General features: G+C 36.7%; 17 protein-coding genes. 12 read left to right on the top strand and 5 right to left on the bottom strand.

Going from position 1 to position 15,427, the window contains the following annotated elements; translation table 11 throughout:
• Positions 1-270: 270 nt before the first annotated feature.
• The 3 genes from N782_RS21660 (at position 271) to N782_RS18300 (ending at position 2,463) form a co-directional block, all read left to right on the top strand.
• Complete coding sequence (locus N782_RS21660) at positions 271-420, top strand: hypothetical protein (RefSeq protein ID WP_161783138.1); 150 nt, start codon at positions 271-273, stop codon at positions 418-420.
• 309 nt (positions 421-729) lie between these two features.
• On the top strand, positions 730-1,329 hold the full coding sequence (locus tag N782_RS18305; RefSeq protein ID WP_036823674.1) for a hypothetical protein: 600 nt from the start codon (positions 730-732) through the stop codon (positions 1,327-1,329).
• Positions 1,330-1,443: 114 nt separating this feature from the next.
• Positions 1,444-2,463: a hypothetical protein gene (locus N782_RS18300; RefSeq protein ID WP_036823672.1), complete on the top strand. Its 1,020-nt coding sequence runs from the start codon at positions 1,444-1,446 to the stop codon at positions 2,461-2,463.
• Between the two features lie 102 nt (positions 2,464-2,565).
• Here N782_RS18300 and N782_RS18295 read toward each other — a convergent pair whose 3' ends face one another.
• The 3 genes from N782_RS18295 to N782_RS18285 form a co-directional block, all read right to left on the bottom strand.
• On the bottom strand, positions 2,566-3,246 hold the full coding sequence (locus N782_RS18295; protein ID WP_036823670.1) for an LrgB family protein: 681 nt from the start codon (positions 3,244-3,246) through the stop codon (positions 2,566-2,568).
• Positions 3,243-3,638 (bottom strand): CidA/LrgA family protein, encoded by a 396-nt coding sequence (locus tag N782_RS18290; protein ID WP_237582688.1) that lies wholly within the window; start codon positions 3,636-3,638, stop codon positions 3,243-3,245. The genes N782_RS18295 and N782_RS18290 overlap by 4 nt, the downstream gene beginning before the upstream one ends.
• A 166-nt stretch (positions 3,639-3,804) precedes the next feature.
• Positions 3,805-4,686 carry a LysR family transcriptional regulator gene (locus tag N782_RS18285; protein ID WP_036823668.1) on the bottom strand — a complete coding sequence of 294 codons (882 nt, stop codon included), beginning with the start codon at positions 4,684-4,686 and terminating at the stop codon, positions 3,805-3,807.
• A gap of 89 nt (positions 4,687-4,775) precedes the next feature.
• Here N782_RS18285 and N782_RS18280 point away from each other — a divergent pair, with 89 nt between their 5' ends.
• From N782_RS18280 to N782_RS21860, 6 genes are all read left to right on the top strand, one after another.
• Positions 4,776-5,303 (top strand): DNA topology modulation protein, encoded by a 528-nt coding sequence (locus tag N782_RS18280; RefSeq protein ID WP_036823684.1) that lies wholly within the window; start codon positions 4,776-4,778, stop codon positions 5,301-5,303.
• Positions 5,304-5,357: 54 nt separating this feature from the next.
• Positions 5,358-6,302 (top strand): alpha/beta hydrolase, encoded by a 945-nt coding sequence (locus tag N782_RS18275; RefSeq protein WP_052111427.1) that lies wholly within the window; start codon positions 5,358-5,360, stop codon positions 6,300-6,302.
• A 174-nt stretch (positions 6,303-6,476) separates the two neighbouring features.
• Positions 6,477-7,289 (top strand): formate dehydrogenase accessory sulfurtransferase FdhD, encoded by an 813-nt coding sequence (fdhD, locus tag N782_RS18270; protein WP_052111426.1) that lies wholly within the window; start codon positions 6,477-6,479, stop codon positions 7,287-7,289.
• A gap of 13 nt (positions 7,290-7,302) precedes the next feature.
• On the top strand, positions 7,303-10,260 hold the full coding sequence (fdhF, locus tag N782_RS18265; RefSeq protein WP_036823666.1) for a formate dehydrogenase subunit alpha: 2,958 nt from the start codon (positions 7,303-7,305) through the stop codon (positions 10,258-10,260).
• Positions 10,241-10,720, top strand: a complete 480-nt coding sequence (locus N782_RS18260; RefSeq protein ID WP_036823664.1) for a helical membrane plugin domain-containing protein — start codon at positions 10,241-10,243, stop codon at positions 10,718-10,720. The genes fdhF and N782_RS18260 overlap by 20 nt, the downstream gene beginning before the upstream one ends.
• A gap of 78 nt (positions 10,721-10,798) precedes the next feature.
• Positions 10,799-10,945 (top strand): hypothetical protein, encoded by a 147-nt coding sequence (locus N782_RS21860; protein ID WP_202595709.1) that lies wholly within the window; start codon positions 10,799-10,801, stop codon positions 10,943-10,945.
• A gap of 48 nt (positions 10,946-10,993) precedes the next feature.
• Here the strand turns inward: N782_RS21860 and N782_RS18255 are convergent, their stop codons facing one another.
• Positions 10,994-11,755 (bottom strand): MerR family transcriptional regulator, encoded by a 762-nt coding sequence (locus N782_RS18255; RefSeq protein ID WP_036823662.1) that lies wholly within the window; start codon positions 11,753-11,755, stop codon positions 10,994-10,996.
• Between the two features lie 245 nt (positions 11,756-12,000).
• Here N782_RS18255 and N782_RS18250 point away from each other — a divergent pair, with 245 nt between their 5' ends.
• On the top strand, positions 12,001-12,522 hold the full coding sequence (locus N782_RS18250) for a GNAT family N-acetyltransferase (protein ID WP_036823659.1): 522 nt from the start codon (positions 12,001-12,003) through the stop codon (positions 12,520-12,522).
• A gap of 113 nt (positions 12,523-12,635) precedes the next feature.
• Positions 12,636-13,031, top strand: coding sequence for a VOC family protein (locus tag N782_RS18245; protein ID WP_036823656.1), 396 nt, complete (start codon positions 12,636-12,638; stop codon positions 13,029-13,031).
• 164 nt (positions 13,032-13,195) lie between these two features.
• Here the strand turns inward: N782_RS18245 and N782_RS18240 are convergent, their stop codons facing one another.
• Positions 13,196-13,651: a hypothetical protein gene (locus N782_RS18240; RefSeq protein ID WP_237582687.1), complete on the bottom strand. Its 456-nt coding sequence runs from the start codon at positions 13,649-13,651 to the stop codon at positions 13,196-13,198.
• A 189-nt stretch (positions 13,652-13,840) separates the two neighbouring features.
• Between N782_RS18240 and N782_RS18235 the strand changes: the two genes are divergently transcribed.
• A complete protein-coding gene (locus N782_RS18235) occupies positions 13,841-14,863 on the top strand; it encodes an NADP-dependent oxidoreductase (protein WP_036823653.1) in 1,023 nt (340 codons plus the stop codon).
• Positions 14,864-15,427: the final 564 nt, after the last annotated feature.

The raw sequence follows: 15,427 nt of genomic DNA, 5'->3' as shown, positions 1-15,427 counted from the left end.
CATCCCAAATTATCTCGAATTCAAGTCTTCCAGATTATGCTTCTTATCTGGAATAAAACTATTTATATTAGTTGATTCCAGAATCAACACCAAACTTTAACAGGGCCTTATATTAATTGATGCACACTAATGTGTGAATCAAATCAAATATGATTTATTGCAAAATAAATTCGTATTAAAAGGTAAGGCGTAATTAAGGTTAACTTACTACGTTTTACTTAAAAATACACGGGGTATCGCCCAATATCTATATTAAAGGAGGTCTTTAAAATGAATATGTTTATAAAAGCTCGTGAACTATTTGAAAAAGATTACCAAACTAGTCAAGAGGTTAAACATTACAATGCTTCTATGCAAGGTGGAAAATCAAGAGCAAGCAAATCACAAGCTAAGCTGAGAAGAAATCCATTTAAAAAATAAAGGAGCACGAGTATATTATTATGACATGAAATGGGAAAGTACCAGATTTGTAAATAGATTAGATGCGATGTTCAAAGCTTTATTTACTACAGATCACAAAGGTACTTTCCATTACTTTATTTCTAAAATTTACTTCTATTAGTTCTCCAATATCAACTCCATTCCTTAGTTTCTTTATTACTCCGTCTACTTCTAAATATAGCTGCAATCTCCTTACTACCCTTCTGTACTGAAATTATTTTTATGTGAATAGACAACTGAAGTATGTAATAATGGTGATAATCATCATCAAAAAAGGTTGTCGTGATAATGAAAAGAGAGTTATACATAAGATTTTTTGTTGTAGGTTTTTTTCTTATTCTTCTTAGTGCTCCATACATAATAGTAGTTTCTTTTGACTTCTTCCCAAATGGATACTCGTATAAAAGTTCTGAAGAAAAATTCTATATTCAACATCTAAACTCAATTAATCATGTGGAAAGGGAAATATCGGTTAAGGAAGCTTCCTCTAATTCACAGATAGTTGATAAATATGAGGCAAGAAGTATAATTTCAGATATTCAGACTTGGTACCGTAAATTAGCTCCCTCTATAGGAATGCTCCTTGGTAGTATTTTTCTTCTCTTTCTTCCAAGGACTTTTATAAAGGAATCATTTAGGGAGTTGAAAGAAGAGTTGGAAAACGATTTTCCTACCTATGTAAAAAGAGTAACTGAATTGCCACGAGAAATGAAATCTGATTTTCCTCGACTGTCAAATTGGTTGTTTGATAGAGATCACCCTAACATAATCGGGTTGGTTTCACTTCTGATTTCCCTTTTCATGATTTTAAATAGTATAATTCATTATCCAGTCTCAGAAGTTAGCGAATTAGATACTTTAGTGAGGCGATTAGTAAGGGAAAGTTGACTAGTCCACTTTATTTTTGCTAGATAAGTTGAAACCGATTGCTCGCTTGTTCGTATTACATAGTAAGTGAATAGGGTGTATGTAGTAAAACTTACGAGAATGGGGAGTTTTACCATGATAGGTTGTACAGGGATAGTTGGATTTATTTTTGTCTTTATAACGTTTTACGGCCTTAGCATATTAATCAGTCTGTTGACTGGAATTGATACATGGATTATTATTAGTTTTCTTTTTATATCAACACCAGCAATGATTATTTCTTTGTTTGTATATTTAAAGAAACGTAAACGCCGTGCGGACTTTAAAGGTAGTGTTACGTATCATGTAGATGAGATTCAGCTCGACGAGATAGTGAATGCTAGCAAATCAATTATATTGGATAAAAATACCAACCAAATTAAGATAAATAAAGACTTACATATTCCGTTTTATTTTCTTTTAGCTGTTGAGAAAGAGCAAACAGTTAAGGAAGAAAAGGTATCCATATCTTACTTGAATCAACACGGTGAAGAGTCAGTGGTTCGAATTATAGTTAAGAAATCAATTGACTTATTTAAGAATTTGAATGGGTTACAGGAAAAGCTTGCATACATTGAAAATCAAAAGAAAGATGTATATTCTACTATACCATCTACTTTTTTTGTGATTGAAAATATAGGGTATATCAAACAATTTCTGAATCTGTTTGGTGTAAAGAATCTCAGTAGACCTTCTAACAAAATGAGAGATTATAGTTTAGAGACTATGGAGGATAAAGAGTTAAACCTTCATCTATTTGATGAACAGACTGGTACTTATAAACTAATTACCATTAATCCTTCTAAGATTGTGAAAGTAATTGAAACGGATACTACGAATTGGTTCTTACTAACTTTCACTAAAGATGGGTTTTATCTAACTAATACGTTTACTCAAGATAATAAATGGATTCATAGGGTACTATATAGTAGCGAACACAATGATTGGGTAGAAGATGGACCATGGCGTGCAGATGTAATTGGGATGCTACAATTCATTAGTGAAGTAGTTAGAGAAACTACTCAAGAATGGCATACTGAAACTGAATGGAAAGATGTACAACTTAAAAGTGAATCAGAACGAAAACGGGCTTATACAAACTTAAACCAATTATAAGCGTGAAAAAAGGAGCTAGATATTTCTAGCTCCTTTTTTACAAGTAAAGAAATCCCAAGGTTCCGGCGTAATAATGCGGGAAGTAACATTTGAATAACTTATTTACATAAAAAGGTGCTGGAAAGATGGAATCCAGGTGTTTCCCCATAAAAGGGTAATACCAGCAGCGATAATCATGGCCAAGCTTGAAAATGTCCCTTCTTGATCACCGAATTCGAATGCCTTAGATGTTCCTGCTCCATGTGCAGCCATTCCAAATGAAAGCCCTCGAGCGATTGAGGATTGGATGGAAGAAAATCGAATGACATAAGGACCGACAATTGAACCGACAATACCTGTACAAACTACAAAAGCTGCAGTTAAAGCTGGGACGCCACCGATCGTTTCAGACACTTCAATAGCTATAGGTGTTGTAATAGATCTTGGAAGGATACTTGTCATAAATGTGCCACTTAAATGAATGAGATAACCTAAAAAGAAAGAAGAAAGAACAGCAAAGGTGGACCCCGCTGTGATACTTGTAATAATCTCTAAAAGGAATTTCTTAATTAATGCATAGTGTTTATAAATAGGAATTGCAAAAGCCACAGTAGCTGGTCCAAGGAAATAACTTATTACATTGGTACCTTGTTCATATTGTTCAAATGGTATGTCCATAACCAACAACATCATGATTAACAGGGTTGGGGAAACAAATAATGGTGTTAATAAAGGGTGTTCCCACTTTTGATAAAGTTTTTTACTAATTATATAGGTAAGAATAGTTATGACTAAATATATCAATCTGTTTCCTCCTTTCTTCTTTTAGCGAGTTGATCAGCTACAATCCCTGTTACCCACATAACTAGAGTGGTGCTAATAAAGATAATCAACAACAATTGGAAGCCACTCCATCCTGCTAAGTCAGGATATTGGATAATACCTACAGCTGCAGGGATAAAGAAAAGCAACAGCTCCGCTAGCAACCATTTACCTGCTTTCTCGATCCAATGCAGCTTAACGATACCTGTTTGCAATGCTATAAACAACACAATTAATCCAATTATGCTCCCCGGAATAGGGAGGTTAGTTACATCCTGAAGTGCAAGCCCGATAAAGAAGAAGACATTAATTAGACTGAATTGGATGAGTAAGGTAATAATATTTTTGTAAATGCTTACACCCCCTGAATACACGAAAAGAGCCGCATTACGGCTCTTTTATTTCGGGTATATCTATTTATTAATGAGAAACTTTTTTCGTAAGAACTTCAAAATTAAAGTTTTTAACTGATACCTTAACTATAATACAACCATTATTATAATAAAAATACATATTCATTATCTATTCCATAACCGAAAGTTATAAACGGAAATCTTTTACAAACTGGATGAATTCTCGAGTTGCAAATGATAAGTATCTATCTTTTTTTATTATAAGTTCCAGTTTCCAAGGTATAGAAGGGTTAGATAGTGGAATTGCTTTTACATCATTCGTATGTATTTTGGCACATATGGATTCAGGAAGAATTGCTATTCCCATGTTCGCCCGGACCATCTCTACTATAAAATCCCACTGAGAGCTTTCCAATTCAATATGAGGTATGAATCCTTGTTCCAGACAATGATTACGTATTAAATCATGCATGGCGAAGTCTTCTTGGAATAGGATGAATTTCTCTTTTGACAGTTCTTTAAGCTCAATTTGTCCTAAATTTGCTAAAGTGTGGTGGTTTGGCATCACCACTTTCATCTTTTCTTCCGTAAAGGGTATCGATTCAAAAATAGATTGATCGACTGGTGCTACAGCGATAGCTAGTTCCACCTGTCCTTCTATCAAACTTTGCTCCATCTTTTTGGCACCATATTCTGTGATTTGTATAGAGATACCTGGATAGGTTTTACGGAAGTTTGCAATGATTCCTGGGAAGAAAAGTGTTCCAATTAGAGGTGGAAGCCCAAACGAAATAGCCCCTTTTTGGAGATGAATGGTATCATAAAGGGAAGTGGTTAGATCTTCCATCATACCTAGTACACGTTGGGCTTGTTCTAAGACTGCTTGGCCTGCATCTGTAAGCTGAATTTGTTTGTTAGAGCGATCGAGAAGTGTAACCTCAAGGTCTTCTTCAAGATTTCGGATCATTTTACTGAGCGCGGGTTGAGAAACATTGAGTTGTTGAGCAGCTTTTGTGAAGCTTTGTTGTTGTGCAACTTCTAAAAAATATTGTAAATGTCGGATATCCATTGTATTGTACCTTTCCTTTGATGATGAACTCTATTATAGGAGATGGGGGGATGGAAAGAAAGTGAGGTGTTTTCAACTTGAAAAGAGAAATGAGAAAAATTATTGTTATTGGTTCACCGGGGGCCGGGAAGTCTACGTTTTCCAAGCAATTAGCTTCTAGGCTTGACATACCTGTCTATCATTTAGATGCACTATTTTGGAAGCCTGGATGGGTCGAATCGTCAAGAGAGGAACTAAAACAGAATCAATTTCAGTTAATCAATCACGAAAAGTGGATTATAGATGGAAATTTTAGAAGTACAATCGATATTCGAATCGAGGCAGCAGATACAGTTATTCTTTTAGATCGGTCAAGGTGGATTTGCTTATATCGAGTATTGAAAAGAAGAGTAATGTATCGAAATACAATCCGTTCTGACATGGGAAAAGGTTGTCCAGAACGAGTACATCCTGAATTCATGAAATATGTATGGAGATTTCCTAAGGATAAACTTGCACCTCTCAAGGAAAAGTTGGCTATGGTTAGACATGAAAAAAATGTATTCGTTTTGACAACAGAAAACGAAGTGGAGCGTTTTTTAGTGTCTGTACAAGGAGATGCAAACGAAAGGATGTAGTCTAAGAAATTTGGTAATGCTATTCATAACCATTTCGTATTGTAGGTGAAGAAAATGGAGCATATCGATTTTAAACAAATATTAGCGGCGTTAGGGGATTGGAATACTCCGATTGATTTCATTACACCTGTACAACCAACGAAGAACATAAAAAAATATTTGGAGTATTACGGTCTTGATTTCGAAAATGTAGATTTTCACTTTGGAAGTTTACAAGCAAATGGTAAGAAAATCATGGTTCAGATGCATGCCCCGAAAGAAGCGAAAGGAACAGTATTATTGCTACATGGCTACTTTGATCACGCTGGTCATTTAAAGCGGATAATAAAATATTTAACAGACCAGAAAAAACGTGTGATTGTGTACGATTTACAAGGACATGGTCTATCTGGTGGTAAAACGCTATCTACGAAAGAATTTACAAACTATGGCATTACCTTGAAAGTTGTAATAGATCAAATGAAAGATCAGCTACCTCGTCCTTACTATTTGATTGGGCATAGTACTGGAGGAGCTATTATCGTAAATTATCTTCTTAAAAAACGAACCCATCCTTTTGAAAAGGCAATCGTGTTAGCCCCACTTATTCGATCGAATTATTGGAAGATAACTGTTGCTGGTTACTATGTATTAAACCCATTTCTGAACAAAGTACTTCGTCGGTATCGGAAGAATTCATCCGACAAAAGTTATTTAAAGTTTGTTAAGCAAGATCCACTACAGCATGATCATATACCTTTTAAATGGTTTGAAGCATTAATAGAGTGGAATAAAAGTATTCAACATGCAAAGCCCAGTGATGAATCTTTAACGGTTATTCAAGGTAACCATGACAAAACTGTAGACTGGGACTACAATGTAAAGTTTTTGAAAAGAAAGTTTCCCAATGCTGATATTATTCAAATCGATCAAGGTAAGCATCATTTATTTAATGAAGGAGATGACGTTCGTAAAGACGTTTTTCGCATTATTGAGTTAGAATTAAATACTAATAAATAAACAACAAGGAAAAAGGCTTCTTAATGCAGAAGTCTTTTTTTAGTCTATTATTTTAATTATGATTACTACCTAATAATGGAGAAAGGTCTGAGTTTTGTTGTAAAGGTTTTCAAAACTTCAAATAAAGGAATAGATTTATACGCCGTTACGCTGTTATGAAAGGGGGAGCGGTATATGGACGAGAATATTGTTGGTTCCTGGAATATACATAGATATCATCGAGGTGCATATAAGGAATTTGAAGATGATATTGCTATTGAATTCGCTTTAACGGTTGTTGTTCAAGGGGAAGAATATGCAACGATGATATGTTCACCCTGTGCATTGGAGGAGTTAGTAATAGGTTTTTTAGCATCCGAAGCACTCATCATATCCTATGAAGATATTAATTCTATCCAATTAGACTTAGAAGCGGGTTTTGCATATGTGGAACTATCAACGGATTTGCCCAATAAGTCTTATGGTAGAACAAAGCGATTTATCGGTTCTTGCTGTGGAAAAAGTCGTGAATTTTATTTTGATCAAGATGTTAAAACTGCAAAAACGATTATGAAAAAACATATCCTTTCTGTACAGGAAGTTTTTAGTTTGATGGATACCTTTCAACAACATTCAAATGATTTTAAGAGGACAGGTGGCGTTCACCAAGCAGCGATTGCCACTCGACATAACATACAGTATATAGCTGTGGATATTGGTAGACATAACGCTCTAGATAAAGTGTATGGTTATCTCTTAAAAAATCAAATATCAAGGCGTGAAAAACAGATTGTTTTTAGTGGACGCATATCATCAGAAGTACTGGTGAAAGTTTCAAAAATGGGAATAGGTACATTGCTTTCCCCCTCAGCACCAACAGACCTAGCTTTACGGCTAGCCGAAGACTTAAACATCACGACAGTAGGGTTCATTCGACAAAATCGATTAAACGTGTATACCGGTCAAGATTATATTCAAGAGAAACCATCTCTTTTGGACACCCGGTAAAGGAGGAAAAGGCATGAAGGATCACACTGTTGTGAATGTTAATGGACAAGAATTGTTGGCTGAACCTGACCAGCCATTAATCAAACTATTAAATGAAGCAAATATAGACTTACCACAAATTTGTTATCACGAGTCACTAGGTCCAATTGAGACATGTGATACATGTATAGTAGCCATTGATGGAGAGATTAAGCGGGCGTGTAGTACAAAAGTAGAAGCAGGTATGAATATATCTACTGAAGAAGAAACAGTTTTAAAAGCACAAAAAGAAGCATTAGACCGTATTATGCAAAATCATGAATTGTATTGTACAGTATGTGATTACAACAATGGTTCATGCGAGATACATAATACTGTTTCTCAATATGGTGTCGAACACCAAGGCAAACCCTTTGAGTCGAAACCTTATGAGATAGATCGATCTGGTTCCTTTTACAGATATGATCCAGACCAATGTATTTTGTGTGGTAGATGTGTAGAGGTTTGCCAGGATGTACAAGTGAATGAAACGCTAACAATAGACTGGGAACGTCAGCAACCTAGAGTTATCTGGGACAATGATGTGCCAATAGATGAATCATCCTGCGTAAATTGCGGTCAATGCGCTACCGTATGTCCTTGTAATGCACTTATGGAAACAAATATGGAAGGTAAAGCAGGGTACATGACGGATCACAACCCTGGTGTATTACGTTCCATGATTGAGTTAACAAAAAAAGCTGAGTCAGGATATGGACCGCTATTAGCCGTTTCTGATACAGAAGCAGCTATGCGAAAGGAACGGATTGATAAAACCAAAACAGTTTGTACCTATTGTGGAGTTGGTTGCTCATTTGACGTTTGGACAAAAGGGCGTGAAGTGTTAAAGATTGAACCTCAACCAGGTTCTCCCGCTAATGACATCTCTACATGTGTAAAGGGTAAATTCGGATGGGATTACGTGAATAGCGATGAACGTTTAACAAAACCACTTGTAAGAGAGGGGGACCACTTTAAAGAAGTCGATTGGGATACTGCCTTAGAATTTATCGAAAGGGAGATGACCAAACTTAAAGTGGAAAATGGGCCTGATTCTTTGGCCTTTATTTCCTCCTCAAAAGCAACAAATGAAGAATCTTTTGTTATGCAAAAGTTTGCCAGACAGGTTATCGGAACAAATAATATCGATAATTGTTCCCGTTATTGCCAAACTCCAGCAACAAAAGGTTTATTCCGTACTGTAGGTCATGGCGGTGACTCTGGATCTATCGATGATATTGCATCAGCGCAACTAGTTATAACTATAGGTTCAAATACGGCTGAATCACATCCCGTATTAGCTTCTAGAATCAAAAGGTCACAGAAGCTTTATGGACAGAAGTTATTTGTTTTTGATATTCGAAAGCACGAAATGGCTAGACGTGCAGATGAATTTTTCAGTAACCATCCTGGTTCAGACTTAGTTTGGATATCGGCAGTAACAAAATATATTATAGACCAGGGATGGCATGATAGGACGTTTATTGATGAGTGGGTAAATGGTTTTAGTTCTTATTATCAAAGTCTAGAGCCTTTTACGTTGAAATATGCATCAGGGGTGACTGGATTCAGTGAAGATACGTTAAAACAGATAGCTAAGTCAATCAGTTCAGCTGAGACCGTTTCTATTTGCTGGGCTATGGGTGTGACACAGCATCAGCAAGGAAGTGATACGAGTACAGCTATATCGAATCTTTTACTTGCTACAGGGAATTACCGCAAAAACGGTGCAGGTGCTTATCCGTTACGTGGGCATAACAATGTGCAAGGATGTAGTGATTTTGGAAGTATGCCGAACTTTTTACCTGGTTATGAATTAATCACAGATGATGATGCAAGGGGACGTTATGAAAATCTGTGGGGAGTCGAGCTTTCGCGCGAAATAGGGAAAGATAATCATCAAATGATCAAAGCAATACACGACGGTAATGTGAAAGGGATGTTTGTACTTGGAGAAGATACAGGTGTCGTAGATTCGAATATTAATTATGTCACGGAAGCATTTGAAAAACTGGATTTCTTTGTAGTTCAAGATTTGTTCCTAACTAAAACAGCTGAATATGCTGATGTAGTGTTACCTGCTTGTAGCAGTCTTGAAAAAGAAGGAACATTTACGAACACAGAAAGAAGGATCCAACGTTTATACCGTGCGATGGAGCCATTAGAGGAGACAAAGCCAGATTGGGAAATTTTAACCTTACTTGCTCGAAGATTCGGGTATGACTGGGAATACCAACATCCAGAACAAATTATGGAGGAAGCAGCCTTCTTAACACCTTTGTTCGCAGGAGTTACATACAATCGGCTAGAAGGATATAAAAGTTTACAATGGCCGGTAGCTCCGGATGGAACAGATACTCCGTTATTGTTCACAGATGGTTTTCCATTTGAAGATAGTAAGGCTAATTTCTTCGAGATTTCTTACCAAATGGACTATTCAACCAATGAAGAATTCGATCTGCACGTGAACAATGGGCGTTTACTTGAGCATTTTCATGAAGGGAATATGACTTATAAATCACCTGGAATCACTAGAAAAACACCAAATGCTTTTGTCGAAGTTTCCCCTGAACTAGCTGAAGAACGTGGAGTGCAAGAAGGGGCTCTGGTCCGTTTAACCTCTCCGGCAGGTGTAGCAACAACTGAGGTGCATATTACCGATCGAGTAAAAGGAAAAGAACTATATTTACCACTAAACGATAATGGTAAATCTGCAGTGAATTTTTTAACAGATAATAGTGTAGACAAAGATACCAATACACCTGCTTATAAGGAAATTGCAGTGAAAATGGACGTTTTAAAGAAGAAAGGAAAAAGCCCGATTCCATACAATAACCATCGAAGGGGAAATCCAAAGCCTCAGCTGGGGGTAAAGGTTGAAAAGAAATGGGCACGTGATGACTATATTTTTCCTGGAGAGAAGGTGAGTGACCATGGCAAAAGCGATAACTAAAATTAAACGCATGGAAATGAGCCAGGAGCAGGTACGTGCGAAAAAAGTACAAAAGCTTGAGAACGAGATTGCAGATAATGGTGAGTCACTAGAGAAAGCTATCGAATTAATTAAAGCATTAGATGAAGCTGGCATATTAGAAGCACTTACCGCTTTGGTGAAACACAAAGAAGATGCCATAGAAAACATCGTTACAGAGGCAAATAAAGAGCGCTACACTAAAGTGTTAGAAAATTTAAGTGGATTTATGTTCTTGTTAGGGGAAATCGATGTTTCTAAGGTTCAAGAATTATCAACACGCTTGAACCAAGGGATGGAAGGAGCAATAGAGGGAAGTGAAATGGAAGAGAAAACCTCCATTATGAATTTAGCTAAAGCTTTAAGAGACCCAGAGATTAATCAGGGAATAACTATGACACTTCACTTTTTAAAAGGAATAGGAAGAGCTCCAGAGGCTTAAGGTTATAAAACAATTTCATACTACCGTTGATAAAAAATCAGCCCCTGCACAAACTATCCATTATAAGGAGGGGTAAAGATGAGTAAAAAGAAAAAACATGAACATCATAATGGTAGTCAAAAAGGCAAACCACATAGTGAAGCGGAAGGTACTAAGAATGTAATGGCAAAAGAAGAGCTTGAAAAAGCAATTCACCCAGAAAGAAGTACAATGGCTGATGGGTAAATAGAAAAAGGACGCCTGAGGATAAGAAGCCTCGGCGTCCTTTTGTGTTTACTTTTGTTGTTCATCACAATAGATAATCATTGCTTCACTTAAGAAGACTGCTAGACCTTCTTTGTGTTTATCAATGTTTTTCGTGAATCGTTCATCTGCTACATACAAATCAGCCAACCCTCTGAAGATGTCAATTGAGCAATCATAGAAGTTATTTGTTATAAATTGGTGCCATCTAGCTACATTACGCTGTACTTCAGGATCGTCTGGCCCTTGACTCATGTGAGAAGCAATTGCTTGATAAATATCATTTGTTTCTTCTTTAATTCTTTTCCAGTCTTGTGCAGTGTACTGAGAAGTCTTCTGTTCAGATTGTTTTACAAGGTCATTGGGATACGTTTGCCGTACTTCCTCGGCATACCTTTTTTGGTGCTCTTCTATTTCTTTCATATCAAACCCTTTAAACATTTCTGTTTCCTCCATTTCATTTCCATGTTCCAGAGCGTGTATTGATTGTTGGACAGTCTGTATCATGGTATCGATTCGTGATTTTTTCTTCTTCAACATTTCTTCATGCATACGTAACGCTTCCAATTGATCAAAGTCTGGACGGTCTAGAATATTTTTAATTTGCTGTAAGGAGATCCCCATTTCTTTGAAGAATAATATCTGTTGAAGCCTCTTGAGGTTTTGATTTGTATAAAGTCGATAACCGGCCGGAGTTATCGATTCAGGTTGTAGTAGTTCGATCTCATCATAATGATGCAGCGTGCGTACGCTCACGCCTACTAAGTTTGCGACTTCTTTTACTTTATACAACTTTGCTCACCTCCTATTTTTTATAGTAGAGTATCACGTTACGTTAGAGTCAATGGAGTCTTACAAAAAAAGTTTATGTAGAATACTTAAGGGAATCCACTTAATTAGGTTGTTATGCTAGTATTTCTAAAATACATTAAAAATAGTGAACACCCAAATATTTCCTTGTTTGTGTTACAATTTTTATAAACAATTGTGTGGGAAATTTCAGAATAATAATCACTTTAAAAGAAGGGTGGTTCTATATGGCCTATCACGAAGTATCCATACGCCCAATGTCTCCTACAGATTTCTTGTTAATGACGAAGTGGCTTCAAGACGAAGAAGTTCTTCAATACTACGGAAATCCTGATGATCCATACTCGTATGAACGCATACTAGAAAAATATAGCCCTCGATTAAATGGTGAGGAAGATGTACCTCCATTTATTGTTGAGAGAGATACTGATCCAATCGGGTTTATGCAATCATATCCTGTAAAAAAAGAAGATGCAAAAGCGTGGGGATTACCTGAGAATAAAACTTATATTGGCATCGATCAATTTATTGGCGAACCTAGATTATGGGGGAAGGGTATAGGTACTCAAATGGTCAAACGCTTTGTTGTTGATGTAATGATCCATAAAAATCCTGATGGAATTGTACTAGACCCTGAAGTTCATAACATGCGAGCCATAAGGTGCTATGAAAAATGCGGATTTAAAAAAGTCTGTAAAATTGAGGATGGAAGTAAATGGTTGCTAGCTTATTGGAGGTCAACTCAATAGTATAACTAAAATTAGCTGTAAACATTTATGTACCAAGTCTAAAAATAATGGGTGATACAAAAAAGATTTTATCTATAGAATATAGGAAAATCTAACATAAGGAGATAGAAAACTTGGTATCTTTTTTGAAACGTGTTGGTACTGCTTACATTCCGGTCCGTAATGTTGAATTGTCTTCTAAATGGTATCGAGATAAATTAGGTGCTATAGAAAATTTTCGAAATGATGAAAAAGCGATATTAGAATTCGCAAATCAAAGTTTTTTTCTTGTGAAATCTCAAGAAGGGCAACGTACTCAGTTCCTTGATTATTATGGGAATGATCACTTTACTTTAACCTTTGAGGTAGATGGATTGAATAACCTTAAGAAATTTCATGAGTACCTTAAGAAAAAAGAGGTATCTGTTGGAGATATAGAAGACAGGGGACATTCGGGAAACAACTTTGTATTTTATGATCTAAACGGAAACACTTTTGACGTTTGGAGTGAGTTGAGCCCACAATACTAAACTATTGAGAAATATAACTAGGTTTTATCTCCCTTTCCCTAATACTCTAGAAATAAGGAAAACAATACATATTAAAAGTAGAGACAAGATTTTGTGACTTGTCTCTACTTTTATTATAGGGGAGATATTTAAAGTTAGAGTGTATAACTACTCTTAAGGTCTATCTACAATGACTCTAAATCACTTAAAAGTATTTGCTTACTGTTTTCATCAGTAATTTCCACGGCATAAGTATAAGCTAGTTCTTTTGACGCCTCAGCATTTTCTAATTGTCCTAGAACTAAATAAGATCTAGAGAAAGCTTCATGAGCGCAGCCGATGAAAAAAGGATCAAGTTCCTCACTATATGTTAAACAAAGATCTGCATAATGGAGTGCGTTTTCCCCTTGTCCAATAACAGCATACACACGAGATAACTGCCAGTATCCAATCGATAAGTTTTGATTTGTATGAGTAGGTACCTGAGTCCAGTGCCATAGTGATGTATGACAGACGTGCACCATTTGTTCATTCTCTTCAGATGTTCGATGTGGTTTCTCTAGTAATGTCCAAACATTATTAAAGCAAGATACTGCTAACTCCTTATGTGGAATTCCGGCTTGATCTTTCGTCATACTCATGTAACCATCTCCTCAAAAAAGGTTGTTTTACTCTTATTCTATACGTTCTAGGTATGTAGTAGAAATCCTTCTATGTACTCCAAATGTCCTATTATTTTCAAAATGTGCTTCTATGAAGCCTTATTCGTTGATAGATAAAGTATTGCTTTGCTAACGTAAACTTGTAAACTCATTGAAAGGGGATTTACCATGAGTCATGAAAATGAACAAATCGTATTAGCAAGTCGTCCAGAAGGGATGCCAACGCACGAAAATTTCACTTACGAAACGATTGATACGAAGCCGCCTCAAAAAGGGGAGGTAGTGGTAAAAAGCTTATATATTTCAGTAGACCCTTATATGCGTGGTCGAATGAGTGATCAAAAATCTTATGTAGAACCATTCCAATTGAATGAGGTTATCTCTGGTGGAGTTGTTGGTGAGGTTATTGAATCTCAAGACAGTGACTTTGAAGTAGGGGATAAAGTATTTGGGATGTTAGGGTGGAGACGTTTTAACGTAGTTCCATCTAGTCAAGTACGTAAAGTAGATGGTAAACAGGCACCACTATCTGCTTATTTAAGTGTATTAGGTCTAACAGGATTAACTGCATATTTTGGTTTACTAGATATTGGTCAGCCTAAAGAAGGGGAAACGGTTGTCGTTTCTGGTGCAGCTGGAGCAGTAGGTATGGTTGTTGGCCAAATTGCTAAAATTAAAGGTGCACATGTTGTCGGAATCGCAGGATCTGATGAAAAAGTTCGCTATCTAGTAGAAGGATTAGGCTTTGATGCTGCGATTAACTACAAAACCGTAGATGATGTTCAAGAAGCTCTTGCAGGTTTATGCCCTCAGGGAGTAGATGTTTACTTTGATAATGTTGGAGGCGAAATTTCCGATGCTGTCTTAAACCTACTAAATTCTTTCGCAAGAGTACCCCTGTGCGGTGCGATCTCTTCTTATAATAGAACAGATGCAGATTTAGGTCCTCGAGTGCAAACGAAGTTGTTGAAAGCACGCGCTGGTATTCAAGCATTTATCGTTGGTGATTACGCAGAACGTTTCAGCGAAGGTGCAAAAGAACTTGCTAAATGGTTAGCAGAAGGTAAGCTAAAAAATGAAGAGACTATTATTGATGGGTTTGAAAATATACCAGAAGCATTTTTTGGACTATTTCAAGGTGAAAATTTAGGTAAGCAACTTGTAAAAGTAGCAGAGCCAGATCAAGAATAATTAGCTGCGCTGCATATGTAGTAACTTACAACACCCCTATCGTAATAGGGGTGTTATTTACTTTTAGGCTCGGTTTATGTTTAGTGTTGACCTTGGAATCAACTAATTAAAATGGCCTTATTTAAGATAAGAAGCATAGTCTGGAAGACTTGGATTCGAGATATTATATAGAATCAACGTTACTAGCTGGTCGAAAAAGAGGGATATTTCCGTTGCTTTTGTGAGAATAAAGGTGGCCGTGGAACAACTCGCGTCCTGCCGGCGAGCTGGCAAGCCTCCTCGAGCCCAAGATCGGGGCTCTGCGGGGTCTCGCCTACCTCTTTCTCCGGCGGGAGTCTCCTTGTTCCACGGCCACCTTTGCTGTTTTGGGAGGGACGGAAACATGGCCAAAAATGGGTGTTTTAGGTTGTCGCTCCAATTTTAAAAAAGTTGATCTGAATGTGGTAAGAGTCGCTCCTATTTTCAGAAACTCGCTCACAAAGGGCTTCATACACCCTGACGCAAATCAGACCTTTGTTGGGACGGCGCAAGTCACCAAAACTGTAGTCGCTCCTAAATTTCGAA

The sequence above is a fragment of the Pontibacillus yanchengensis Y32 genome, assembly GCF_000770635.1.
GTDB lineage: Bacteria > Bacillota > Bacilli > Bacillales > BH030062 > Pontibacillus > Pontibacillus yanchengensis.
The sequence above is the reverse complement of the archived record's forward strand: the minus strand, read 5'-3'. Positions and strand labels throughout refer to the sequence as shown.